This window comes from Algisphaera agarilytica (assembly GCF_014207595.1).
GTDB classification, from domain to species: Bacteria; Planctomycetota; Phycisphaerae; order Phycisphaerales; family Phycisphaeraceae; genus Algisphaera; species Algisphaera agarilytica.
Window position 1 is genome coordinate 1,049,555 of the sequence record NZ_JACHGY010000001.1, and the last position, 24,140, is coordinate 1,073,694.

The 24,140-nt window shown below is 56.1% G+C and carries 21 protein-coding genes; 10 read left to right on the forward strand and 11 right to left on the reverse strand.

Going from position 1 to position 24,140, the window contains the following annotated elements; all coding sequences use genetic code 11:
- Positions 1-4 precede the first annotated feature (4 nt).
- The 3 genes from HNQ40_RS04550 to HNQ40_RS04560 form a co-directional block, all read right to left on the reverse strand.
- The gene (locus HNQ40_RS04550) at positions 5-1,717 is read right to left on the reverse strand and encodes a recombinase family protein (RefSeq protein ID WP_184676698.1); all 1,713 of its coding nucleotides are present in this window, start codon (positions 1,715-1,717) and stop codon (positions 5-7) included.
- Positions 1,714-2,184 carry a DUF2924 domain-containing protein gene (locus HNQ40_RS18690; protein WP_390674833.1) on the reverse strand — a complete coding sequence of 157 codons (471 nt, stop codon included), beginning with the start codon at positions 2,182-2,184 and terminating at the stop codon, positions 1,714-1,716. Before HNQ40_RS18690 ends, HNQ40_RS04550 begins: the two co-directional genes overlap by 4 nt.
- A 62-nt stretch (positions 2,185-2,246) precedes the next feature.
- Positions 2,247-3,395 carry a hypothetical protein gene (locus HNQ40_RS04560; RefSeq protein ID WP_184676700.1) on the reverse strand — a complete coding sequence of 383 codons (1,149 nt, stop codon included), beginning with the start codon at positions 3,393-3,395 and terminating at the stop codon, positions 2,247-2,249.
- Positions 3,396-3,530: 135 nt separating this feature from the next.
- On the opposite strand from HNQ40_RS04560, the gene HNQ40_RS04565 reads away from it, so the two are divergent.
- Positions 3,531-3,761 carry a helix-turn-helix domain-containing protein gene (locus HNQ40_RS04565; RefSeq protein ID WP_221435374.1) on the forward strand — a complete coding sequence of 77 codons (231 nt, stop codon included), beginning with the start codon at positions 3,531-3,533 and terminating at the stop codon, positions 3,759-3,761.
- Positions 3,762-3,773: 12 nt separating this feature from the next.
- On the opposite strand, the gene terL is transcribed toward HNQ40_RS04565, so the two are convergent.
- The 4 genes from terL to HNQ40_RS04585 all read right to left on the reverse strand — a co-directional run bounded on the left by terL (position 3,774) and on the right by HNQ40_RS04585 (position 8,859).
- Positions 3,774-5,255 carry a phage terminase large subunit gene (gene terL, locus HNQ40_RS04570; protein WP_184676701.1) on the reverse strand — a complete coding sequence of 494 codons (1,482 nt, stop codon included), beginning with the start codon at positions 5,253-5,255 and terminating at the stop codon, positions 3,774-3,776.
- Between the two features lie 233 nt (positions 5,256-5,488).
- Complete coding sequence (locus tag HNQ40_RS04575; protein ID WP_184676702.1) at positions 5,489-6,154, reverse strand: hypothetical protein; 666 nt, start codon at positions 6,152-6,154, stop codon at positions 5,489-5,491.
- A 78-nt stretch (positions 6,155-6,232) separates the two neighbouring features.
- Positions 6,233-7,528 carry a site-specific DNA-methyltransferase gene (locus tag HNQ40_RS04580; protein WP_184676703.1) on the reverse strand — a complete coding sequence of 432 codons (1,296 nt, stop codon included), beginning with the start codon at positions 7,526-7,528 and terminating at the stop codon, positions 6,233-6,235.
- A gap of 503 nt (positions 7,529-8,031) precedes the next feature.
- The gene (locus HNQ40_RS04585) at positions 8,032-8,859 is read right to left on the reverse strand and encodes a helix-turn-helix transcriptional regulator (RefSeq protein ID WP_184676704.1); all 828 of its coding nucleotides are present in this window, start codon (positions 8,857-8,859) and stop codon (positions 8,032-8,034) included.
- 316 nt (positions 8,860-9,175) lie between these two features.
- Here HNQ40_RS04585 and HNQ40_RS04590 point away from each other — a divergent pair, with 316 nt between their 5' ends.
- A complete protein-coding gene (locus HNQ40_RS04590) occupies positions 9,176-9,793 on the forward strand; it encodes a PEP-CTERM sorting domain-containing protein (protein ID WP_184676705.1) in 618 nt (205 codons plus the stop codon).
- 221 nt (positions 9,794-10,014) lie between these two features.
- Here HNQ40_RS04590 and HNQ40_RS04595 read toward each other — a convergent pair whose 3' ends face one another.
- Positions 10,015-10,248, reverse strand: coding sequence for a hypothetical protein (locus HNQ40_RS04595; RefSeq protein ID WP_184676706.1), 234 nt, complete (start codon positions 10,246-10,248; stop codon positions 10,015-10,017).
- A 90-nt stretch (positions 10,249-10,338) separates the two neighbouring features.
- On the opposite strand from HNQ40_RS04595, the gene HNQ40_RS04600 reads away from it, so the two are divergent.
- Both HNQ40_RS04600 and HNQ40_RS04605 read left to right on the forward strand, forming a co-directional pair.
- The gene (locus tag HNQ40_RS04600; protein ID WP_184676707.1) at positions 10,339-11,346 is read left to right on the forward strand and encodes a PEP-CTERM sorting domain-containing protein; all 1,008 of its coding nucleotides are present in this window, start codon (positions 10,339-10,341) and stop codon (positions 11,344-11,346) included.
- A 300-nt stretch (positions 11,347-11,646) separates the two neighbouring features.
- Complete coding sequence (locus HNQ40_RS04605) at positions 11,647-11,736, forward strand: transposase (RefSeq protein ID WP_184676708.1); 90 nt, start codon at positions 11,647-11,649, stop codon at positions 11,734-11,736.
- A 378-nt stretch (positions 11,737-12,114) separates the two neighbouring features.
- On the opposite strand, the gene HNQ40_RS04610 is transcribed toward HNQ40_RS04605, so the two are convergent.
- On the reverse strand, positions 12,115-13,167 hold the full coding sequence (locus HNQ40_RS04610) for a LacI family DNA-binding transcriptional regulator (RefSeq protein ID WP_184676709.1): 1,053 nt from the start codon (positions 13,165-13,167) through the stop codon (positions 12,115-12,117).
- Between the two features lie 162 nt (positions 13,168-13,329).
- Between HNQ40_RS04610 and HNQ40_RS04615 the strand changes: the two genes are divergently transcribed.
- From HNQ40_RS04615 to HNQ40_RS04640, 6 genes are all read left to right on the forward strand, one after another.
- Positions 13,330-14,055 carry a PEP-CTERM sorting domain-containing protein gene (locus tag HNQ40_RS04615; protein WP_184676710.1) on the forward strand — a complete coding sequence of 242 codons (726 nt, stop codon included), beginning with the start codon at positions 13,330-13,332 and terminating at the stop codon, positions 14,053-14,055.
- Positions 14,056-14,236: 181 nt separating this feature from the next.
- The gene (locus tag HNQ40_RS18220) at positions 14,237-15,061 is read left to right on the forward strand and encodes a type II secretion system protein (RefSeq protein ID WP_246402770.1); all 825 of its coding nucleotides are present in this window, start codon (positions 14,237-14,239) and stop codon (positions 15,059-15,061) included.
- A 200-nt stretch (positions 15,062-15,261) separates the two neighbouring features.
- Positions 15,262-16,779 carry a sulfatase gene (locus tag HNQ40_RS04625; RefSeq protein ID WP_184676711.1) on the forward strand — a complete coding sequence of 506 codons (1,518 nt, stop codon included), beginning with the start codon at positions 15,262-15,264 and terminating at the stop codon, positions 16,777-16,779.
- A gap of 84 nt (positions 16,780-16,863) precedes the next feature.
- Positions 16,864-18,273, forward strand: coding sequence for a GH1 family beta-glucosidase (locus HNQ40_RS04630; protein ID WP_221435375.1), 1,410 nt, complete (start codon positions 16,864-16,866; stop codon positions 18,271-18,273).
- Between the two features lie 360 nt (positions 18,274-18,633).
- Positions 18,634-19,611: a glycoside hydrolase family 5 protein gene (locus HNQ40_RS04635; protein WP_184676712.1), complete on the forward strand. Its 978-nt coding sequence runs from the start codon at positions 18,634-18,636 to the stop codon at positions 19,609-19,611.
- Positions 19,612-20,047: 436 nt separating this feature from the next.
- Entirely contained in the window at positions 20,048-21,577 is a 1,530-nt protein-coding gene (locus tag HNQ40_RS04640; protein ID WP_390675677.1) for a sulfatase family protein, read from the forward strand.
- Between the two features lie 231 nt (positions 21,578-21,808).
- Here HNQ40_RS04640 and HNQ40_RS04645 read toward each other — a convergent pair whose 3' ends face one another.
- Positions 21,809-22,345, reverse strand: a complete 537-nt coding sequence (locus tag HNQ40_RS04645) for an integrase core domain-containing protein (RefSeq protein WP_184676714.1) — start codon at positions 22,343-22,345, stop codon at positions 21,809-21,811.
- Complete coding sequence (locus tag HNQ40_RS04650) at positions 22,342-24,114, reverse strand: ABC transporter ATP-binding protein (RefSeq protein ID WP_221435377.1); 1,773 nt, start codon at positions 24,112-24,114, stop codon at positions 22,342-22,344. Before HNQ40_RS04650 ends, HNQ40_RS04645 begins: the two co-directional genes overlap by 4 nt.
- Between the last annotated feature and the right edge of the window lie 26 nt (positions 24,115-24,140).

Genomic DNA, 24,140 nt, shown 5'->3' on the forward strand with positions numbered 1-24,140 from the left:
TTGCCTAGGGGGCTACCTCGAGGCCGAGAAACTGGGCTTGTTTGCCCCAGTTCAACGTCTGCGCGGCCTCGAGCAGATTGGTCAGCGTGATCCGAACAGGCAATTCCCCACTTAGAGCCTGCTTCAGGATCGTGGGAGATAGTTGAACCAAGGGTAGGTACTTCCGGATCCGGCTCGCCGAGACGTTCTGCTGCTTCGCGAGTCTCGGCAGGTTGACACCGCTTTCCATGAATAACTCACGCCAGCGATAGGCTTGCCCAATCGCGGAAACAATGTGGCTTTGAGGCGTTGGGGTTCCGGGCGCTACGAGGTCTTGTCCGTCTGGTGAGACCAACATTCGCTTTCCGTCGAGCCGCTTGATCTGCAACGCGATACGCAGCCGGACCTTCTTCCGGTAGTTATCCACCCGCGGCTGATAGAGGCAGCGAGGACAAGGCGCAGCCTCTGCGTTAGGCGTATGGGGCCATTCAACCTCCCGCACCGCCTCAAGCTGATCCGGCAATAGTTTGACGGTCAGTTCATCCGGTGCCAGTACGATTCGGTGAATAAGACGCCTAATCCAGTAGTCACGCGTGCCAACATCGGATCGAAGCAGCGGATCTCTGACGTCCTCATCCAGGTAATTCAACACCAACGCGCGGACCAGCTCGTCGAGGTAGCTCGCATTGATCGTCTTGATGGGGCAATTCTTATACCCCTGCTGAATCCCTTTCTGGCTGACGTAGTACCGAACCAGACGCTTCTGGCCCCCGGAAGTGGCTGCCGCCCTATTGGAGATCGGCCGGTGGACCGAGCTGGGGCTCATTGCGTAACTTTCGTGTGTTCGAAGTTTGCCCTTCAGTAGGTGAGGTTGGCTCCAGCGATGCTGCGACTGGCGGATCACCGAGTCGATCTCCCCTTGCACCTGGTCCCACAACTTCCGGGACACGATGGGTTCGTGTTGGCCCTTCCAGTCTTTGTCCTTATGCACGATCCGGCCGATGTACAGCGGATTGGTCAGCATGTCGCGAAGGTACTTGGCCGTCAAGGGCTTCCCGCCGTGCTCTCTCCCCCTGCTGCTCACCCAGTACCTTGTGGTGTAGCCTTCACTGTTGAGCTTCTCCGCCAACGCCAACATGGAACCGTCCGCCTCCAAGAACCCCCGGAAGGTTTTTTCCACCAGTTCCGCTTCCGGGGGATGGATGTATAGCTTCCGCTCTTTCAGGCGGTAGCCGAGAGGAGGCTGGCCACCAACCCACAGCCCCTTCTTCTTGGTGGCGGCGATCTTGTCGCGTATCCGTTCACCGGTGACCTCACGCTCGAACTGGGCGAAACTCAGCAACATGTTTAAGGTCAGACGACCCATGCTGGTCGTGGTATTGAACTGCTGGGTCACAGACACGAACGAGACGTCGCGGTCCTCGAAGACCTTCATCATGGCGGCGAAGTCGCTCAAGGAGCGAGATAGTCGGTCTACTTTGTAGACCACCACCACATCGACAAGGCCGTAATCGATATCTTTGAGCAGTTGCTTGAGCCCGGGGCGTTCCATGTTCCCGCCGGTGAAGCCGCCGTCGTCGTAAGCCGTCTCGATCGCTACCCAGCCCTCGTGTATCTGGCTACGGATGTAGTCGAGACCTGCTTCACGCTGAGCGTCAAGTGAATTGAAGGCTTGATCGAGGCCTTCCTCATGGGATTTACGCGTGTACACCGCGCATCGAATCAGTTTGGAACTCATTGGATCCCCCTCACTCGGTTGAGGCCGAAGAAACGCGGACCGGACCAATGGGCCCGGGTGATCTCCTTAGCGATCTGGGTGAGGCTGCGGTACTCCTGGCCCCGGAACTCGAATCGCTTGCCGGGTTCGACCACCACCACTTCGTAGGTCTTACCCTGCCAATTCCGAATGAGCTTAGCCCCAGCCTGAAGTACCGGCTTGGACGGTGTTCGGATCTTCCGAGGTTTCCGGGAATTGACGCTTTGGGGAGGTGCTTGGACACCTCGAATCGCAGACTTCAGCATGGTTTGAGTAGCGGCGTCGATACCTCCACCTTGGGCTTGCCAAGCAAGGTCACGGCGAAGCAGAAGCTTGACCTTAGGGGGAGGCTTACCACGGTTCGTTTGCTGCCAGCTCTGCGATAGTTCGGGTAATGATAGACCCTTGAGATCATTCAGAGATCGTGGAGTGTTCATACCCACATACATCCATATCTACCGGCAGATATCAAGGCATGATCGATAGGATCATCCCTGTGTTCTGGCACTATCTATGGACGCTTCGGGGTGCTTCCGTGGATCACTTCCGGGGGGGTGAAGTGGGATAGGATGCCTTCGACGAGGGCGTGATCATGGAGCTTGCAGACCGTCTGGCGTCGGGCCTTGAGCCTCAGGGCTTCCTCACGGGGCACCACCGCAACCCAATTGACACCGATACACCAATCGCAGCGGTCCGGATCGTGGAGGTGCTCTTTCATGGGTGCCTTCTCGAGCGGCAACTCCAATAGACGCTTACTTTTAACCGGCGAGACGAAGTCACGCTGCATCACCGCTTCAGAGACCACCTCACCTACCCCCACATAACCGTGGCGGCTGAGGTAAGCCATGATCTTGTCGCCCGGCTGCAAGCGGCTAATCTGCCGGATCCATTTGGGACCCCCGCCTGCCTGCATGAACCCGTATCGCTGACAGTCTTCCCAGCAGCGACTATTGGTCGGTGATTCGCCGACATTCACGAACCAGTAACCCTCGCCGTCTATCCAGCCACCGCCTCGAGTGGCCCGGCGTACCCCTCGCGACTTGTCTTTGGCCCGGACCAAGAAGTCTCCTGCTTCAGGTAGCGGGATGATGCGTTGGACGTCGAGGATTAGTTCGTCTCCCTGGCGATGCGGCCGGATCCTCACACAAGTGATATCTAAGTCACGCTGATTGAGCCAGATGACGGACGTTGTGACCTCCTTGTGGAAGTCGGGTGCCACCAGAACGATGCGGACCTCCTGGCCGAAGAACTCCTCCTGAGGCCCGTCCCAGTCGAGGAAATCCAGCAAAACCTGCTCAGCTTCAGTCGACGTGGATCCGGAGTACTTGGCATAAGCAGCAACCGCCTGATCAAAGGTCATCGTCGAGGCCATGGCGGCGTATCGGATCGCCTGCAGGTCCAATTGTCCGTCGTTGGTGGTGCGTTTCAGTTCGATCACCACCAACCGGGCCTCGGTATCCAGGGCTAGCAAGTCGATGCGACGACGGCTGTCGTCCCAGTCAGCAAACTCGTCGGTCAACACCAAGGCATCGGGAAGCAGGACGTCGATCTGCTCCCGAAGCAGTCGCTGGAGGTCGTAGCGTTCGGAGACGCCCTCCTGAGCAAAATTGGTGACGGGAAGCGTGGTGAGTTGATCGGAATCGAGGCGGAATAAGGGCATATCGAATTCTCCGGAGCCGTCGAACTACCGTGCTGGGGAACACCCCCAACTGTTTGAACACGAGGAAGCTGCGGCATGGACCATATTGCCTGACAACAAAGAGTTGTCAATAGCAATCCACACGATCCTGTTGGGGTGCCCAAGCCGCAAATACGACCCGATTACGCCCCCCTACCCGAGCTCCTACGTGAGATGCGCGACCGCGCGGGGCTAACCCAACGTGACTTGGCCGAACGCCTGGGGATGCCGCAAAACACGATCTACCGTATGGAGCAAGGGATTCGCCGATGTGACGTCCTGGAGTTGATCGACTGGTGCCGGGCATGCGACTACAACCCGAAACGGGCCTTCAACAAGTTGCTGTAACTGCCCAGCGACTCAGAACTGCGACACACTCGTATAGCTCTTAGAAGTCTGCGCTATCCGAACCGCCATTTCCAAAGCGTCGGGACCATCGTCATGGGCCCCCAGTGGGAAGTGGCGCAATTGCTCGAGGAGCATCTGCTGGCGACGGGAGAACCTTAACTGCCCCTGCGCAATCAGCGGTTCTAAACTTGAAATCCTTACGCCTTTATTCTGAGTATTCTCGACTTTCTTGACTCGCAATGATCGGCCACCAACTCGCGTCCGATTGATGATCTGATCAACCAACAAACCCTTATGCAGATTGGTTTCCATTGCGAAGTCTCGATACGTATACGTCCGGCTCAGCCGCGCGATGTGTTCAACCAGTTGGTCAGGGCTACGTCGAGCGATGTCCGCTCCAATCACATACATCACCTTCGTCGATGAATCCCGAACCAGCGTGATCACCGCAGAGTAATCGCCTTTGCGGCCCCGCTGCCCCAAGCTCGGGTCGCACGCCCCATAGAACTGCGCCCGTGAACCCAACTTCCGTATCAATTCCGCTTCACCCCCCGCAGTCAGCCCCCCGGAAGTCGCGTTCGAGTTTCCGGGGGTGGTTACGGAGATAATTCCGGGGGCGGGGGTGTCCCAGAAGCGGAGGTTTTCTTCTTTGAAGAGGCATTCTTCCGGGTCCAGGGGCTCATTCTGCTTCTCGGATTGGAAGCTGGTCCTTCCTTCGTCCGCCCGGATCTGCATTAATCGTTCGTAACTCTCGACTTCAGGCCACAACACTTTGGTCCCTGTAAGCATGTCTTCTTCGTTGGCCTTGAAGAAGGCGTTGCTTGCCCCCGGCCCCGACTTATCCTCGAAGTCGTCTTCACCAAACCGGATCGCCTCCCACTGATCCCAGAGGTCATGCCGTTCACTGAACTTCTCCACAGCTCGGTAGACCTTTCCGTCCCAACCTCCGGCCTTGCCCCTTTGGGGTGTCTCACGTGTCAGGTTGGCCAACAGCGAGTCGTAGTGCAGGATCGTTCCGATCACCACCACGTTGGTCTGCGGATCACCGGCCTTCAAGAGCGTCTTCTGGAACCAGTCCATGGCCTTACGCCTCTGATCATCCGACAGCGTTGGCTCTAGCTCCTCCAGGTCGTCCGCAATGATCAGACTCGGCCGGTGCTGCCGGTGCTTCATGCCACGCAGCCCCTGCCCCGCACCCAAGACCCGCACGCAAGTGTCGTTGGGAAGCACCAAATGATGCGCCCTCACCTTCACCGCCCCGCCCCCGGAAAGTTCCGAGAGGCTTCCGGGGGTGTTAGTTGATGGCTTTGCCTGCCGGCCCTGGATCAAGGGGATACAGATCTCCGGAAAGTCTTGGATCAGACGAGTGTTGCCTCGCAATTCCCGAGTCAGGTCCTGCAGCAACTGCTTTGCCTGCTCACTTGTCGCCGAGATGATCAGGATGAATGCTTCTTTCCGGTACAGCAAGCACCACAACACATAGGCCAAACTCACGACCGTCGTCTTGGCGTGGCCTCTAGGAGCCGCAATAGCAACCCGGCTCCCACGCTTGTCTACAAGTACTTTCAACTTCCGGAAAAGAGACGCGTGCATACGTGAACCCTTGGCGCGGAGGTGATGCTCTAGGTACACCGCCGCGAATACACTGGGCGATTCACCGCCACGCTCGCGTCGGCGGAGCGATAACGCTCGGAGCAGCCCTCGATGATGGTCTAGTTCGACGCTGCTCATTTAGCTACCTTTCCGGTAGCAGGCGGAGTGGGCAAGGACTGAACCGAACCAACCCCCTTCGAAGCCTCCCCGTAACGCCTTTCCTGCATTCCATTCGGTAGCTCAATGCAGCCCACCCGCTTCGCTTCGGCATAGATTTCCTGCAAAGTCAACGGGTCTTCGAGACGATGGCTCAGCGTCGCCTCGATCTGCTGAGCCGATGAAGGCAGAAAACCCATGATTTGAAGCCGGTGAGCCGTCTTGTCCAGGATCTCCATAGCCGCCCGCTCGCCGTCGATCCGAACTGCTGGGGGTGTGGACTTGTCCCGCGTCGCCCGACGGATGTGTTCAACACCTACTCGTGCCTGATGCAACAGTTCACCCGCGACCTCGCCGGCCAGCTCGGGATCATTCTTCAAAGCCCTGCCTTCAAGGATGGCCTTGCGGTCGCGGGCGATGGTCCGCTCACTGCACGTCAGTAAGGCGGCCATCTCGGGGACCGACACGCCCTCGCCGCCAAGATGGGCAACGCAGGCTCGGCGTTCTTCTACTGCCAGGTCTTTGGGATTTAAACGCTTCTGCTTGAGATCACGTAGAAGATCAAGCACGTTCCTGGGATCGGAAATATCTGAGGGTTCACTCTGGGCTTCTAGAGTGGTTTGTTCAAGGGGTTCGTTGGTCATGGTGATGTGCTCACTGATGATGGATGTGTTTTAGAAATTCAGGTCTTAGTTGAATGAGTGATTAGTGCAATATGGCCACTAAGCAGCAGAGGAACCCTGAGTCCACGAATAGGCCTGCGCAACTTCCGGGGGCACGGCTTGAGGGCCGGCCAAAGCGATGTAGCGGCGAACGATGGTGTCGCAGTCACGCGGATCGATCTCCATCCCCAGGCAACGACGCCCCAAAGCCGCCGCGGCCAGCAGCGTGGTCCCGCTGCCCAGGAAGGGGTCGAAGACAATCTCGCCTCGTTTCGAAGAGTTGCGGATCGCTCGCTCGGCCAGCTCCAGGGGTTTCTGGGTAGGGTGCTTGTACTCCCGAGTACGGTCGCGATGAACGTCCCAGAGCGTTGACGCATTCCGAGGGCCGTACCAACGATGGCGGGCACCGGCTTTGTAGCCATACAGGCAGTACTCCACCTGCTCGTTGTAGTCACCAAACCCCGGGCTAAAGCTCTCCTTGGCCCAGGTAATCGTCGAAGACACCTTGAACTTCCGTTCCGTGAGCAGGTCGTGCATTAACCCAAAACACTTGTGCGCATTCCAGATGTAGAACGCTCCCCCCGGAATTAGGCTCTCATCCAGCGCCTCTAGGACTTTGGGGAACCACCTGGCGTACTGCCTGGGCGTGAGGTTGTCGTTAATGATCCGGTCTTCAGATGGCTTGCCCGAAGGTCCAGTCTTACCTCGCTTGGCCGACGTTGGGCGTTTATTGCGGTCATAGCTCACGCCGTAAGGCGGATCCGTATGGTTCATCGAGGCCCGTTCGTTGCCCAAGAGTCGAGCAACATCCGCGGGGCTGACAACTTCGCCGCACAGTAAGCGGTGCTCGCCGCTTGGCCCAAGGCAAATCAAGTCACCCGGCTTGGTAATTGGTTCTGCAGGCTCTTCAACCTCATCCAAAGCCTCTAGATCAAGCTCAGTGTCTTTAGCCAGGTCGGCTATGAGATGCTCGATCTCTACACCATAGAAACCGGTGACCGTCGCGTCGATATCCGGCTCGACCACGAGCTCGGTGAGGAGTTCGGCGAGCTTACCCTCGTCCCAAGCACCGTCGATCTTGTTCAGTGCGATGTTGAGGGCTTTTTCGTCAGCGAGGGACAGATCCACCTCGACGACATCGATCTCTGCGTCTCCACGGGCCTTAAGTACCTTGAATCGCTGATGCCCCCCTACCAAGTGGCCGGTCTGACGATTCCAGACCGGGGGCTCAACGCAGCCGTAGGTTTCGATACTACGCTGGAGTTTCTCGTACTCGGGATCACCCGGCTTCAAATCCTTCCGGGGGTTGTAGGGGGCAGGGTTGATCTTCTGAACTTCGATACTACGAACTTGCATGGCAACGCTCCTTTAGACGTGTAACGACCACGCCGTGTCGCCTCTCGGGCCAGTTAATGGCCTATGCAACGTGCACAAGCCACAAAAAAACGAACCAGCCCGAGAGGCAAAAGGTCCGATTGATTCGAAGCTACTGTGTTCTGTGATTTGAGGCGGCAAGAGCAATCTCAATGCCGGCTCGTTCAGCATTATCGCCAAAGCAATATGCCTGACAATAGTTGTGTGCTGACAAGAAGCTGTGAGCAGCTAAACTATTTGGGCTAGATAAACTATTCGGCTTATGCAGGCTACAGCTAAGCCCCAAGCAAGCGAAATCTGCAGCCACAGCCTACGGGTCATTTGTGAGTTACTGGATTAGCTGCGTAAGGAATGATCTGCCCCTAGGGTTCATTCCATCCCGATCTACCTCAGCTGTACATAACCCCCATTCATGGAACGGACTATTGCTTTCGTTGAACGAGAGTTCATATGCCGTACATCCCTGCCGTAACTGCCTGAATACCTCACGACGAATCGGTCCCATCGTTTGCCGGCTCGGGCTGGCCCTCCAGAAAACAGCGCATCAATTCGGGCTGCGAGCGGACACCGAACATCTTGAAGATGCGCTGGGTATAGGTGTTTACGGTGTTGATCGACAAGAGCCTGACATCGGCAATGTCCTGCCGGGAGTAACCTTTCACCAATAACGTCAGCAGCACCATATGGCTGGTTGGCAGTTCGGCGATCTGATGAACACGCGCGTCCTCGGGCCAACCCGCGGTATGCAGCCACGGCACCCCGCGGATGATGATGTGCAGCATGTCGCGCTGCCGGTCGGTAAACGGTGGCTCGCCATACGGCCGGAAGAGCGTGACGGTGCTGGACCCGTGGTCTTCGACCGCACAGATCGACGAGACGAACGTACCGATGCCCGCGGCGGCGGCCAGGGCCGAGGCCTCGCTCTTCTCCCACTCCGCCGCCCCGGCGTGGTCTTCCATACGGATGGTCAGCGGCTCAGGCTGGGTGAAGATGCGTTGGTAAGTCGGCGCAAAGACGCGATGCGTCGCGGGGTGGTTCACGCAAGTGGCGAGGCACTCGGCCTGCTCCAAGGAGAAGCCGCCCTGCAGCGCTCCGGCATGGTGCGGCTTGCAGTCCTCGTCGAACACGTTGATGGCCCAGCTCCACTGCGTCGCATCGACCAGCCGGCAGAGGCCGTCGAGCAGAAATCTTTTCTTGGCTAGGTGGTCGCCCTCGTAGGTCGAGGTCTGCGCCAACAACTCCACCAGACGCACCGCGTCTTCCTGGGAGATCGTCGCGTTTCCGGAATCGGGTTGGCGGATCGGGTCTGACATCGCATATCTCGTCAGGGTGGTGCGTCGCGAAAGACACCATGGCATGTTAGGCCATAAACAAACAATCTGGGTTGCCGTACGGGAAATTAAAGTGCCCAAATTTACGAGCGGTCTCAAATTTGAGACTTACGCCAAGCAAGGCGATCGGGTATCAATTTCACCAGTCAAACTTTTGCAGAGCTGCTCTTACAGCCTGATCGTATTCAGGCTATCAACCGAAGGGTTTACCCGTATCAAAATTGGGTAACGAGGTACTAAGGTTTTCAAACACGGTGCTGATACGACTGATTGAATTTTTGTAAGTAGGAAGACCTCCATGCGATTCATAGCAACGGCCGCGGCGCTCGGGCTTGTGTCACTGACCATCCAAGCCCGGGCCGATATCCTTGCCGGCTCGTCGGCGTTCAACCTCCAAGAGATCGTCGATGCGTTCGGCGACGAACAGGGGCAGACCTTAACGCTCCCGATCGCCGCCGACATCACTTCGATCGAGCTGCTCATAGGCCGGGCCAACATCGCGGTGGTGCTCACCGACCCGATTGTGGTGGACCTGTTCGCCACCGCTGAGTCGCCTCTCAACGGGCCGCAGCCCACGGGCAGCCCAATCGCTACAGGCTCCGTGGCCCCGTTCATGAGTAGCTCTTTCGAGTGGCGTTCGTTTGATTTCGGCGGCGTGGTCGCGCTGGAGACCGACACCACCTACGCGATTGTCGTTAGCAGCACCGACACCGGCGGCTACGCCTGGGCCGGAACGAACAACGGCGACTACGAGGACGGGAACGAGATCAGCCGAAACCTGGGGGACACCATCTGGGTGCAGCAACCCCAAGGCGAACAGACCTTCCGCGTCATCGGCACGTTCATTCCCGAGCCGGCTTCGGCGGTACTGCTGGCACTGTGTCTCGGTGGATTGACGCTCCGCCGCCGCAGATGACCCCACCGCGCGGCCGATTGCTGGGCTCGAAAAGATAATGCATCACAACGCCAAAACGGCGGCAAAGAACTTCAGAGCGGAGAACCATGCACGTGAATAACCCTATCGATCTTTCCGAGGCCGGCGGGTGGAACCGAGGGGTGTTGACGTCCCGTCGTGGACGCCGATTCTTGCGTGCCGGGCGTCTGGCCGTGTTGGCGGCACTCACGCTCGCCGCCCTTTCACACGGCCAGCAGGCCCGCGCACAGAACATCACCCCGTTCGTCTCGGGGGTTGAGACCGATTTGAATGTAAACGGCGGCACCATCATCGTTCATTATGGTTACGTCAATGTGCAACCATTTGAGATTTTTTTGCCCGTCAACCCTGGTACCGGGGTCAATTTCTTTCTCCCTAATTCCGACGATGTCGATGGATTCAGGGGCCAGCCGGACGAGTTTCTCCCAGGCATACACAGAGACGCTTTCCAGGTTCCGGGCACCGCGGCGGAGGCCATCATCTGGCAGATACAGCCCGGCGTTCAGGCGTTAGGGTCCGTGGAAAACTTGAGCGGGACCATCCCGGTCGTAGACGGTATCGCGTCTATCAGCGGGTACGACGACGGAGGCGTCCGGACACCCTACACCTACTTCCACAACGACGGCCCCGCAGGAAACCCTTACACCTTCACCAACCCCTCCCAGACCGGGAGGCCGACGCTGAGGGTTGAAGACGACGGGGTCCTGCAGATGCAAAGCAAGACCCTCCGGGCCGACGCCATGGTCGTTGGCGACGACGGATTAGTGGTGGCCACCGGCGGGTTGATGGCGATTGATGAGAGCCTGACCGTGGAATCGGGCGGCACCATGCAGACCATCGGCGGCGGCTTCAGCGCGGGCACGATGGTCGTCGAAACGGGTGGGCGTTGGACCGGGATCGGCGGCTCACTGGGCGGCGGGGACTCCTACGACGTGGGCTCGGGCCTGGTTAACTCAGGCCAGATCGATCTCAGCGGCGTCACCATCCAAGGCGACGTGTCCAACAACCAAGACGCGGTGATCAACCTCTTCGGCGACGTGGTCTTCAACGGCCTGGTCTCCGGCCCGGGCGGCTTCTTCGGCAGCGGCACGGCGATCTTCAACGGCGGCTACGCCCCCGGCGCCAGCCCCGCGGTCGTCGAGCACGAGAACAACGTCGTCTTCAGCGACACCAACACCCTCGAGATCGAGCTGGCCGGGCTCGCGCTCGGCGAGTTCGACCGGCTGGAGATCCTTCAGGACCTGGAAATCGACGGGCTGCTGGATATTAAATTGATCGATGGGTTCACGCTCGACCTGAACCAGGAGTTCGTGATCCTGGACGTCATGGGCACCACCACCGGACAATTCCTCGGGCTGGGCGAAGGCGATCTCGTCGACACGTTTGACGGTACCGATTTGTTCATCAGCTACGTCGCCGGCGACGGCAACGATGTTTCGCTGTTCGCGGTCCCTGAACCAACATCGCTAGTACTGCTTGGCTTGGGCGGGTTCATGTTCGGCCGGCGACGGCCATCCTTCCAAGCGTGCCGCTGACCCGCATATCTCGTAACCTCGGCCTTTTTCATACCCTCAGACAACTTCGCTGCTGTGCATCGCGATCGGCCTGTTCCGTGGTGCATATACTCGATATTTTCCACTGGATCGTTTGCGATTTTCAGAAAAATAACCCAATCTTAGACCAGCAGCTCAACCTTTCATCACTCGAACGACGACCTATCAAGCTAAACATATCCAGGTCTATTCCAATATGTAGGCACCTGATAATTTCTGGTAGAGGTTACGAAAACTGCATCACCTGAATCTATAATCTGGTCCACATGAAAGGGCCAGAAAATGAAAGGCAAACGATACACCACCGAGCAGAAGATCCGGATCGTCCGTGAAGGCCAACGTGCCGGCATGGCGATCGCCGATGTCTGCTGAGAACACCAGATCAGTGAGCAGAGCTACCATCGCTGGAAAGCGGAGCTGGGGATGCTCGAGGTCGACCAGTTGAGAGTCAACACTTTGCCTTGGCACGCTTGCAGAAAATTAAACATGTGTGGCAACATGTCGTCCGTAATGATGAAGATAAAGTTTGGCTGTGAGCGAACTGCCTCTTACGCGTCAACAGACTGCGTTGCCGTCAGGAGCAGCAACAAAGCCATCAAGGACATTATCACACGGTATGAGCATATTCTGGACTGAGAATCCATAAAGCTCTAAACCAATCGTTTGAACCGACGTGAAAACGAATGGCATATTAAGCACATGGAGCTTCCTATTCCTATTATTACGATGTGATTAGAATTCGAAAAGGGATTAGATTGACTCGACATGGCGCGTTTTGGCGTCAAAAAGCTGTTGGTAAGCGATCGACTTCGATGGGGGATGCATTGAGCTTTCGTCCCCTATGGCGCGGACCATCTCTACCGCAGCCATGCCCACCGCATCAAAGGGAATGAGGATCGTATCGATGGGCAGGTTGACAGTGGTGTAGGCGAGAGAATCAGCGAAAACTATGATGCGGAATTCGTCGGGTATAGAAAGATTTTTCCGCATAGCCGCCGCATACAACGCGACCGCATCGGCCAGCTCGTAACAGACCACGCCGTTCACATCGGGGTAGAGGTTCAAATAAGCTTCAGCTTGATCGACGCCATTTATATCTTGACCTTGTCGAAATCTCTGATCTCCGAGCACGCATCGATTACTAGGCAGCCCCGCATCGCGCATCGCATCGAGATATCCCTGATATCGATCCGACACCGAATAGTGTGATTCATTGCCATCGTCACAGGTTAATCGAAAATAACCTATATGCTTGCGCCCTTGCTGCAACAAATGGTTTGTAGCTGCCCGCGCACCTCCTATCTCATCTGGATAGATGCTGTTGGTATCGGACTTCCGATTGACCAAGACGCCGGGAACAGGCTGCGACATAAAAAAGCCGACCACCTGATCATCGAGCTTGGGGTCGTGGTTGAGCACGATCCCGTCCGTCGCTGATTCTTGAAATAGTCTGGGCACGAACTCCGGATCGCTAAACTTGTCCGCATCCAGTTCGCTGACGACCAAGCTTTCCCCCTGATCCTCGAGTTGTCTGTGTACCCCCCACAACAAGCGACGCGAAAACCAATCGAAGCCCATCTCGCCACAAGTCACGAAAGTCATCACACCAAATCGCCCCCGACTCATCGAGCGAGCCGCCGCGTTGGGCCGATACCCCAGCTCCGCTGCTAGTTGCCGTATCCGGGCACTTCGAGCGGCGATCGCGGGGCGATTTTCTTTGTTTTTCCCGTTCAGGATGCGTGAAACCGTCCCCGCCGAGACGCCTGCTTGCTTGGCGATCTGATCTATGGTTGTCCTTGTCATACATAAACCTTACTTCTAAGCCCTAATGGCGTCCAAACAAACTAATCTTTCAAAATAATAAATGCAATCGGTTGCAAATACAACCGTTTTCGTTTATTGTTCGTGCGGGCGACGTCCCGTCCCTGTTTCTTTCATGTCATTTTCTATGAATTAGGAGGCACTATGTCTTTTTGTGCAAAATTTGATTCGAAGCGGTGGTTCGGCTCCTTGCGGGTCGCAGCGGTATGTGGGCTGATGGGGCTGAGTGCTACTGCAGTAGCCCAAGAGTTCGTCCTCTACGACTTCGAAGGTACCGATGTAAACACCTTTGGCCCCAATGGTGCGCCTCAGCCGTATAGTGGGGTAATTGGAACTACTGGCGCCACATCGGGTACGCAGGCGCTGGCGGTCACCCGGGATGTGGGTGACTCCTTCTTTGGTTTTTTGTTTGGCATTACGGATGCTGGTTCCCGTGCAGCGCTGCTTGAATCCTTTGATAACGGCGGTAGTCTGTTGTTTGACATCTCGTCGGCGCCCGGAAGTTTTACTGATATCAATTTCTTTCAGTTCAACGTCGTTCTGAACATCGACGGTAACTTTTCGCAGATTCCTGGTAACGAAGCGGCCCTTCAGAATTTGGGGTACTTTGGCCCCGATGGAACGGGTGTTGATCTTACCTCGACAATCGAAGTCCCCTTGAGTGCATTCCCCGGAGTTACCTCGGGCTCTCTGGGCAGCTCTCCTTTCGCTGAGATTATTCTGAGCCACAACCATGAGGGTTCGGGTAGTTCGACGATATATTTTGACAACATTCGTCTGACCAACGTGCCTGAGCCGGGCAGTTTGGCGCTGATGGGCTTAGGGGGAGTAGCTTTGTTGTGTCGATCTAAGCGGAGAGGCGGCCGCTGATTCTGCGGGAAATTTGCTAGTGCTCGGATCGTATCGCTCTGGGCTCTGAATCAATCGGCCTTAGGTTACCGCCTGAGGTTGATTTTAGACAGAACGCTTGGTTCATCTGGCCAGTGTGTAGCTTCGATGCATATTGCAATAGGTTTCATGAATTAAATAGAAACAGACAAGGTCTCCCATAATGCGTAAAATAAAAGCATTTACTCTAATCGAACTTCTCGTGGTGATCTCGATCATCGCTTTGCTAATCGGCATTTTGCTTCCTGCACTCGGGGCCGCTCGTGAGACTGCACGTCAGTTAAAAAACTCGACACAGGTCCGGGGGATACATCAGGGGATGGTGACTTTTGCGCAATCGAATATGGGCTTTTATCCTGGTGTATCCGACCCGAGAGCAAGTGGCACTACGGCATTTACCAGTAGCGCGGATATCGATACTTACAGCGGTGGTGGTTTGGCGGCGGGCACACATAACGGGGCTCGCTTCGCCATCATGCTTGAAAACAACCTATTCACTTCGGAGTATGCGATATCCCCCGCAGAAACCGATTCTCGAATTGATTTATGGGATTCTACGATAACCAATTACAACGATTTCTTTGGCGACCGGTATATAGCTTCTTATGCACTCAACACCATTGCTAACGGCGCGAATGCTCCCAATGGAGATCGCTTCCTGGAGTGGAGCGATACAAACCTTGGATCGCAAACCATTATTTTAGGTGACCGTCTCATAATTACCCCCACGTTTGCTCGTGACAACCCAGACACATTTCAAAGTCTGTGGACAGACGATGCGGGCGAATGGGGTGGGTCTTTGACTTTTAACGATGGACACGTGATTTATAGCCCTTCCGCGGTCATCGAAAATACACGATACAACATGGTGACCAATCCCTCTGACAATATTTATCAGGAAGGGGCAGATGACCCCTCCGTTGTTTCCAATGACCAATCGAACTGTTCGCTGACATTTCGTGGCCGAGGGACTCCAGTCCTTCCTTAACTCTTTTTGTATGGGCCTGGGTGGTGTAGAAGTCGTGTTTGGCAAATAATAGATCGTCAACAAACGATTGAAGCCTTTGGCCGGCATAATGCAGCCCCGCTAATTTGCGTCGAGTTTTTTAAGATGGCTGCATTTAGTTTGAAGTTAAAGATGCGGTGCGAGAGGTGAGGGTTAAGGGCTGTAGTTGAGTAAATTTTCCTGTGCGTATTCTTTACATTGATTTAGACGCGTTGAATCCCAGCCATCTCGGTTGCTACGGGTATCACCGAGCAACGTCGCCGACGGTTGATCAGATTGCTCAAGGCGGAATTGTTTTTAACAACGTGTATTGCTCCGACGCCCCTTGCCTACCTTCGCGAACGGCTTTTTACCAAAGCCGCTTTGGGATCAAGACCGGAGTGGTCGGTCATGGGGGCACCGCTGCCGACCCCAAGCGCCAGGGTGTTTCCCGAAATTTTCGCTCAGACCTGGAAGAAGACAGCTTTCCGCGTCAATTGCAGAAGCTCGGCTACCACACCGCGATGATCTCCCCGTTCGGTCAGCGTCATGCGGCGCACCATTTCTATGCAGGCTTCCACGAGATATATAACACCGGCCAAGGAGGCGGGGAATCCGTAGCGAGAGTTCAACCGGTGGTTGAGCGTTGGCTCCAAGATCAGCAAGGCGAAGATAACTGGTACCTCCACCTGAACTACTGGGACATCCACACGCCCTACCGCACGCCGTTGGATTATGGAAATCCGTTTAAAGATACTCCGCTAGCGGATTGGTACACCGACGAGGTGATAGCAGAACACGTGAAACGCGGAGGACCGCATTCCGCGCAAGACTTGGATATGTACCAAGACGCCGACTCGGCGTCTTTCCCACGGATGCCAGTACGCATCCTCGACTGGTCGTCTTTGGAGCAGTGGATCGATGGCTACGATGTGGCCATACGTTACGTTGATGATGCGTTAGCGAAAATCTGCGAACTGCTTAAGAAGCAGGGCGTTTACGAAGATACCGCGATTATCATCTCTGCTGACCACGGCGAAAACCAGGGCGATCTCGGCATATACGGCGAGCACGGTACGGCAGACCACGGTACCTGCCATATACCGTTCATCGTCAAATGGCCCGGTGCCCGGTCGGGTGTTTGTCGAGAGGCGTTGCATTATCACCTCGACTGGGCTCCCACGTGTCTAGATCTCTTAGATGCCGATTCTTCGAATCTGAAAGCGCCCGAAGCCTGGGACGGCCAGAGCTTTGCCACTTCCATAGTGGGTGATTGTGATCGCGGACGTAACGAATTGGTCCTGTCCCAGTGCGCTCACGTGTGCCAGCGCTCGGTGCGTTTTAATTATGGCAAATATCAATGGCTGTACATGAGGACCTACCACGACGGCTTTCATCCTTTCTCGAAACACATGCTGTTTGATCTTGCCCAAGATCCACACGAGCAGCGCGATGTCGCCAGGCTATATCCGCAGGTTCTCAAGGAAGCGACCTGGCGGCTCTTGAATTGGCATGACGAGGCGATGGCATCCAATGTATCAGCGGGATCAGACGTCACCGACCCCATGTACACGGTTTTACATGAGGGTGGGCCTTTCCATGCCCGTGCTTACGAGGGCGGACGACGAACGGACAGCTTTAGCGGTTATCTCGAAAGGTTGCGTCAATCTGGACGTGAGGTTTATGCGCGCGGTTTAGACGCGAGGTACCCGTCTCTATAGTAAGAAGTGTTTTTTAAGGTATTGCGAGTATCAGATATTGCTGGGTGCGCTGTACGGCTTTGAATCGTTGAAGGCTATAAACCGATGAGCATCGAATTTCCTGATGATTTTGTATGGGGTGTCGCCGCGTCTTCTTACCAGATTGAAGGCGATAGCGCGGGCAGAGGGCGTAGCATCTGGGATAGCTTTGCGCGGTGGCCGGGCAAAGTGGTGTCGGGGCATAGCGGAGAATCGGCTTGTGAACACGTAAAACACTACGAAGCGGACGTCGACCTCATCTCGGACCTCGGTGCGCAAGCCTATCGGCTGTCTATCTCCTGGCCGCGTCTGCTCCCGTCCGGCACGGGTGCTGTCAACAAAGAGGGGCTAGAGTTTTACGACCGGCTCATCGACCGGCTTCTGAATCAGAATATACAGCCTTGGGTCACGCTGTTTCACTGGGACTTGCCATCGGACCTGCAGCGGCAAGGCGGCTTTAGCAACCCCGCTATGGTGGATTGGTTCGCCCAATACACCGAAATCATTGCTGACCGCTACGGCGACCGTGTTCAGCACTGGATGACGCTCAACGAGCTAGCCTGTTTCATCGGTCTGGGCTTGAGCAGCGGGGTCCACGCACCGGGGCTCAAACTCCCCGATGAAGAAGTCTTTGTGGCTCAACACCATGCGCTGATGGCCCACGGGCGATCGGTCCAGCTCCTTCGCGAGAAATGCACCCTCCCGCCACAGATCGGGTGTGCCCCCACCGGCGTGCTTGGCATCCCAAGCACTAGTCGCCAAGAAGACATCGACGCAGCGTACAATTGGACATTCAAGCTTGACTTCTCCGCTGATCCGAACTTCTTTTCGTATCTGTGGACGACCGAGCCTACGGTCCTGGGGCGATACCCCGAAGGGTTCGATGACAAATACGGCCACGCCATGCCCAGGGGCTACGAAGATGATTTGTCGCTTATTAAACAGCCCCTCGATTTCCTGGGGATGAACATCTACAACGGAAAAACGATACGGGCCGGCGAAGACGGCAAGCCGATCGAAGTGCCGCACGCCCTGGGCCATGGGCAAACTGCGATCGGGTGGCCCGTGACCCCATCGTGTCTGGCTTGGGGCGCGCGGCATGCGTTTCGTCGCTATGGGCTACCCATCTACATCACCGAAAATGGTCTTGCGGGAACGGATTGGGTATCACTGTACGGCGGAGTCCACGATACGCCGAGGATTGATTTTATGGCCCAGCACCTCTTACCTCTGCAGGAGGCTATCGCTGAGGGGGTAGATTGCCGGGGCTATTTTCATTGGTCTTTGATGGATAATTTTGAGTGGGCCGAAGGATATCAGAAGCGCTTTGGGATTGTTTATGTCGACTTCCAGACCCAACAGCGCATCCCCAAAGACTCGTTCTGGTTCTACCGTGACCTCATCAATAGTAATGGAGGCAATTTAGATGAAGTTCATCAGCACTATGGTCAATGGGCTATATCTTCATCGGGCTGAAATGGAGCGATTTACTGCAATTTATATCGGTGTGTTCTCGTGTATATAAACAACCGTTTCTGAATCGGCAGGTTGAGCCCCTATATAAGTACCCCGGCCCGTTGATCGGAAGTGAGTCTACAAGTCGTGGGTGGGACACCAGGCCGTTATCCGACTTTCCTACACCAAAACACAAAAATCGATCGAGACAGATGGAAACCCTACAGTCGCATTCGACCATCGAATAATTAATTAAGGATCCTCGCCAATGTTCGCAACTAAGAATTCCTCCTTTATATCGTTCTGTTTCAGACTGTGAGACTACACATTCTTCATCACCAGTATGTGAAGAAATGGCGATTTGCTCGAAGGTACTTACGCATGTCTACTTACGCTGTATATCTAATGATTGGTGTCCTCCTCATGAGTTGTGTCGGAGTGGTTGCTCAGGAAACCCTCCGAGATGCAACCCCCGTTTCGGTCCATGGCCCTTTAGGAATCCATGGGAATCAAATTGTGGATAAGAATGGTGAAGTTGTCGTGCTTCGAGGGATGTCGCTATTCCACAGTCAATGGGGAGGGGAGTACTTCAAACCAGAGGTGGTCGCCTGGCTGGTTGATGACTGGAAGTGCCAGATTATTCGCGTTCCTTTGGGAGTACACTTTGGCGGTTATCTTGAGAACCCCCAACGCGAGATGGAAAAAATTGAACGTGTCGTGGACGCTGCACTTCAAGAGGGGGTTTACGTAATCGTCGACTGGCACGCGCACAAGCCCGAAATTGAGGCCGCCGTGGGCTTTTTTACTGGGATCGCACAGAAATACGGCCACCACCCTAATCTAATTTACGAAACATGGAACGAGCCGCTTGAACATCACGACTGGGCTACCGTCGTGAAGCCGTATCACGAGCGTGTGGTCGAAGCTATTCGCCACCATGATCCAGATAACCTGATCGTACTCGGAACACCGTTTTGGTCGCAGCATGTTGACGTCGCGGCCGATGATCCCGTGACAGGACACAACTTGGCATACACGCTGCATTTCTACAGCGGCTCTCATGGGGAGCAGCTACGGGAGCGTGCTGATGCAGCGATGCGGGCCGGCGTGGCTCTCTTCGTGACCGAATGGGGTACCAGCAAGGCCAACGGCGACGATGGCGTATTTATCGATGAGTCTGAAGTGTGGCTGGACTATCTCAGTGCCCACAGCATTAGTTGGTGTAACTGGTCGCTGTTCGATAAACAGGAAAGCTCGGCGGCTTTGAAACCAGACGCATCGACACAAGGCGGGTGGGACGAAAGTGAGCTTACACAATCTGGCCGATTTGTCCGCGATGTGCTTATGGGGACCAGATGACACCCTGGTTGGTTTGGTTTGAATCGATCAAGTAAGGCACCAACCCGGAGCGACAAGCAGTTCTCTTCGGATCTGCGGATGTTTGAACCAATCGTGATTATGGCTTATCTGCAAGCGTCGAAACTTCGATTGCGCGCCCTTGGTGTAGGAGATAGCTGTAGTCGAATTGCCTGGACATGCCGGAGCATTTTTAGTTGTGTTGGTGAAATCAAAATTCGTATTCGTTTCTTCTTCACTTATCTCTCACCCCTATTCCCCTTCGACAAAGGACATCCGAATGCAACCTGTGGCACAAACAACGACTCGCCGGTACATCTACCGCCGATCCATTTTCGCGTGGCTAAATAGTTTGCTGCTAGCGGTAGCCACTGGTTGCCTGCTGACCACGTCGCCCGTAGCGCATGCACAGCCGAAAGCAGACCGCCCCCCCAACGTGGTGTTCATCATCACTGATGACATGCTGCCGAAAATGTTTAACTTCCTCCCGGAAGCCCAGGGCAGGTACCTCACGCCCAACCTTGACCGTCTGGCCGCGGAAGGCACGGTCATGATGGGCCAGCACGTGGTCTCGCCCGTCTGCACCCCCAGCCGCTACAACTGCTTGACCGGGGAGTACGCCAGTCGCGCCCAGAGTCAGTGGTTCCTGAACCATCTGCGCGACAACGGCCAGACCGTGGTTCAATGGACCACCTTCATCGTGTCCGGCCAGGAAACGCTGCCTCGGCGGCTTCAGCGTGCCGGCTACGTGACCGGCATGGTCGGGAAAAACCATGTGATCGAAGTGATGGGCATCAACAAGCCGAAGTGGAAAGATAACCCCCGCGACCCCGAGGTGCTCGAACTCCTGCGTAAGAACGCGCAGCTTGTTGAAGCCGCGGCCAAGACGGCTGGCTTCGATTACGCCGAGAGCTTGTACCATAACAATCCCAACCATAACGGAATCGAGGCGTTGGCGGTGCATAACGTTGACTGGATCACCAAGGCGGGGCTGGACTTCATCGACCAGAACGCCGACCGCCCATTCTTCCTTTACTTCGCGACCACGCTGCCCCACGGTCCAGCGGACAGCCCGCGTTCGTGGAACGCCAACCCAGCCGCGACCGCCGAGGGCTACCTCGACCAGCCGCTCGACGTGCAGCCCGCCCGGGAGACGATCCCCCAACGCCTTGCGGAGGCAGGCTTGAACCCGGAGCATAACGTCGGCAACATGCTCTGGCTGGACGACGCGGTGGGTGCGTTGATGGATAGTCTCGAAGCGCATAGCCTCGACGACAATACCATTGTCGTCTTCTTCAACGATCACGGCCAGACCGCCAAAGGCACCGTCTATCAGGGCGGCGTACACAACCCCAGCGTCGTGTGGCGCAAGGGCGGATTCCCCTCCGGCGGCGTCAACCACGCGATGGTATCGAATATCGATTTCGCCCCGACGATCCTGGACTGGGTCGGCGTCGATTACGACGAGGCGGCCTTCGATGGCCGCAGCTTCGCGCCGGTCCTGGAAGGCCAGAGCGATGAAATTCATGAATCGCTCTACTTCGAGATGGGCTACACCCGTGGCGTCCGCAAGGGTGATTGGAAGTACCTTGCGTTACGCTACCCGACGCACATCGCCAACATGACGATCGAAGAGCGTCAGCGTCGCCTCGATAAGTTCAACAACGACTTGGCCGCGCGGGGTTCCAAAGGGTGGACCACCGACCCCAGTGCCCCGTTCAGCCACATCCAGATCGTCCCTGGTGGTGGGAGTGCGGAGCGTGCGTCTATCGGCAAGTACCCCGCATACTACGAGCCTGACCAGCTCTACAACCTGGCGTTGGACCCCAACGAACAGGTGAACCTCGCCGGCAATCCGGAGTACGCCCAACAGTTGGTCGAGATGAAAGCTGAACTAAAGCTGTACCTGAACGACCTGCCCGGCGATTTTGCCGAACTCGCTTCGCCGCAGATCGATAGCGCTGAGTAAAGGATTATAACAGTTGACGGATTCGATCCTGAGACGCAGCACTGGGTCGGTCTATTCCAATTTGTAGGTGCTCGATGAATCTCGCCGAATGACCCGAAGCTTGTGATCGATCCATGAATTTCGTGATGATCCTTCAGGGAAGGATACAGGATTAAGCCGCAACATCGGCTCGTCACGCAGGCAATTCAGGTTAATCCTTGAAATGTGAGGAGAAGAGGTCGGCAAGTGAGTTCAAGCGGCCGACCGGTAGTAGTGCTTGAGCAAACCGCCCAATTCCGATCGACAACCGATCTTACCAACGACCGCTTGTTCTTGAGCTAGACCCAATGATGGCATATCCGACGCGTCGAGCGTTCGATTCCCTAGGCTTTGGTGCGGCCGATGATCATTGTAGAACCCACCGAAAGTCTGCACGAGGAAATCTGAATGCTTGAGGCTGAAGCACGCGAAGTAGTCCAAGCACTCTCGCTTGATGGTTGAGATCCATGACTCTGCATATGCGTTGGCATTGGGCGCTCTTACCGGCGACTTCACAACGTCGATACCGGATGAATTCTCGAACAATGCGCCAAACGTATCCGTGAACTTCGTGTCCCGGTCGTGAATTAGATGCGTTGCTCTAAGGCGGCCTGTTCCATAATGTAGGCGATCGATGAGTTTTACCAGATCGCTAACGACATGCTGCATATTAGTCTGATCTTCAAAGATCAGGCCATAAGCGAAGTAAACATAACCCCGGTTCTCGCTAGCAATACATAGATAACTCATGACCGCAACACCTGCACCTCATGCTCCTCGGTGAACTGATTCGTATACAGCTCAAAATAACATTCACGACGAGCAATTAATTCTTGGTGTGTCCCTTGTTCGACAATCTGGCCCTGATCGATAAACAGGATCTGATCCGCATTCTTGATAGTCGATAGACGGTGGGCGATCACGAACGCGATACGGCCTTCCATTACACGGTCGAGCGCAGCTTGGATCAGGCCTTCGGTCTCGGTATCAACACTCGATGTAGCTTCGTCCATGACAAACACCTGCGGGTCGGACAAGACCGCACGAGCTAGCGCAATGAGCTGCTTCTGGCCGGTCGAGAGCTGGTTACCGCCTTCGCCGACCTTAGTGCCGTAGCCCTCGGCCAACCCCTCGATGAAGCCGTGAGCGTTGACCCACTGAGCCGCCTCGACCACCTGTTCGTCGCTGGCGTCGAGGTTACCGTAGCGGATGTTCTCGCGAATCGTGTCATTGAACAGCTGCGGCACCTGAAGCACGATGCCGAGCTGAGACTGATACCAGGCCAGCGAACGGTCTCGGTATTCGGTGCCGTCAAGCAGAATGTCTCCTTGCTGCGGCTCGTAGAAACGGCAGAGCAGCGAGACGATCGTCGACTTGCCGCCGCCGGTGGGGCCGACCAAAGCGATCGTTTGGCCCGCCTTGGCCGTGAGTGAACAGCCCCGGAGGATCGGCTCGTCGGAGGTGTAGGCAAACTCGACGTCTTGGAAGCTCACCTCGCGAATGGTGGAACGTAAGCCGTCGTCCGCCGTGCCGCTGTCCACATCAAGGTTCGTCTCGATTCGCCGCGATACTTCTTCGGAGTCTTGAATCGCGGGCTCAACTTCGAGGACTTGCTGGATCCGCTCAGCGGACGCCTGCGCACTCAAGATCATGGTCACGGTCCGCGACATCTCCTGGATCGGGTTGGAGAACTGGGTCGCCAGGCCGATGAACATCACCAGCTGACCGACGGTGAGCGTACCCTCGAGCACGTTCAGCCCGCCGTACCACAGTACGACCCCTGTAGCCGCAGAACATAACGTCAGCAATACCGGCCAGAACGCCGCGGTGTACACCGCGTTGCGCATCGAGTCTAGGTACATCGCGTCGGTCAACTGCTGGAACTCCTCGAGGTTGCGTTCCTCACGGACCAGAGACTTGGTCGTCCGCACCCCCTGAATCGATTCGTTGAACCCGGCGGTGAGGTGGGAGTTGGCCTTACGGACCTTGCGCGATGCACCGAGCAGCCGCCACTGGAACCACCGAGCGACCAGCACCAACGGCGGCACAACCGCCAGGACCAGCAACGCTAGCTTCCAATTAAGGATAAGCATGGCCACACTGATGCCGGCCAGCATGCACACGCCCCAGACCACGTCCAACAACGACCAACCCATGATCCGCGACAGCAGGTTGCAGTCGCTCGTCAGCCGGGCCATCAACCAACCCACCGGGCGCTGGTCGAAGTAGCCGAAGTGCAGCTCTTGGAGGTGGCGGAAAGACCCCTCGCGGATGTCGTAGCAGATCGCAATCGACAGCTTCCCGGCCAGCGCAATAAAGCCGAAGATCAAACCGGCGAACACCACCGACAACACCGCGAAACCGGCAGCGTAAGGCCAGAGCGTGGAATCCACGCCGTGCTGGGTCACGTGGTCGATGACGGCTCCTACTAACAACGGCATCGTGACCTCACAAGCTGCAACCAGCACCGCCACTACAGCCAGCGCCGCAAACAGCTTCAGGTAAGGTCGTCCAAACATCAGGATCTTCCGCCACAACACCCAAT

Coding starts and splice junctions, on each gene's coding strand:
- HNQ40_RS04550 (WP_184676698.1), bottom strand. CDS start 1,717: ATGAGTTCCAAACTGATTCGATGCGCGGTGTACACGCGTAAATCCCAT.
- HNQ40_RS04575 (WP_184676702.1), bottom strand. CDS start 6,154: ATGACCAACGAACCCCTTGAACAAACCACTCTAGAAGCCCAGAGTGAA.
- HNQ40_RS04610 (WP_184676709.1), bottom strand. CDS start 13,167: ATGACAAGGACAACCATAGATCAGATCGCCAAGCAAGCAGGCGTCTCG.
- HNQ40_RS04630 (WP_221435375.1), top strand. CDS start 16,864: ATGAGCATCGAATTTCCTGATGATTTTGTATGGGGTGTCGCCGCGTCT.
- HNQ40_RS04580 (WP_184676703.1), bottom strand. CDS start 7,528: ATGCAAGTTCGTAGTATCGAAGTTCAGAAGATCAACCCTGCCCCCTAC.
- HNQ40_RS04650 (WP_221435377.1), bottom strand. CDS start 24,114: ATGTTTGGACGACCTTACCTGAAGCTGTTTGCGGCGCTGGCTGTAGTG.
- HNQ40_RS04560 (WP_184676700.1), bottom strand. CDS start 3,395: ATGCCCTTATTCCGCCTCGATTCCGATCAACTCACCACGCTTCCCGTC.
- HNQ40_RS04585 (WP_184676704.1), bottom strand. CDS start 8,859: ATGTCAGACCCGATCCGCCAACCCGATTCCGGAAACGCGACGATCTCC.
- HNQ40_RS04635 (WP_184676712.1), top strand. CDS start 18,634: ATGTCTACTTACGCTGTATATCTAATGATTGGTGTCCTCCTCATGAGT.
- HNQ40_RS04645 (WP_184676714.1), bottom strand. CDS start 22,345: ATGAGTTATCTATGTATTGCTAGCGAGAACCGGGGTTATGTTTACTTC.
- HNQ40_RS04590 (WP_184676705.1), top strand. CDS start 9,176: ATGCGATTCATAGCAACGGCCGCGGCGCTCGGGCTTGTGTCACTGACC.
- HNQ40_RS18220 (WP_246402770.1), top strand. CDS start 14,237: ATGCGTAAAATAAAAGCATTTACTCTAATCGAACTTCTCGTGGTGATC.
- HNQ40_RS04605 (WP_184676708.1), top strand. CDS start 11,647: ATGAAAGGCAAACGATACACCACCGAGCAGAAGATCCGGATCGTCCGT.
- HNQ40_RS18690 (WP_390674833.1), bottom strand. CDS start 2,184: ATGTATGTGGGTATGAACACTCCACGATCTCTGAATGATCTCAAGGGT.
- HNQ40_RS04615 (WP_184676710.1), top strand. CDS start 13,330: ATGTCTTTTTGTGCAAAATTTGATTCGAAGCGGTGGTTCGGCTCCTTG.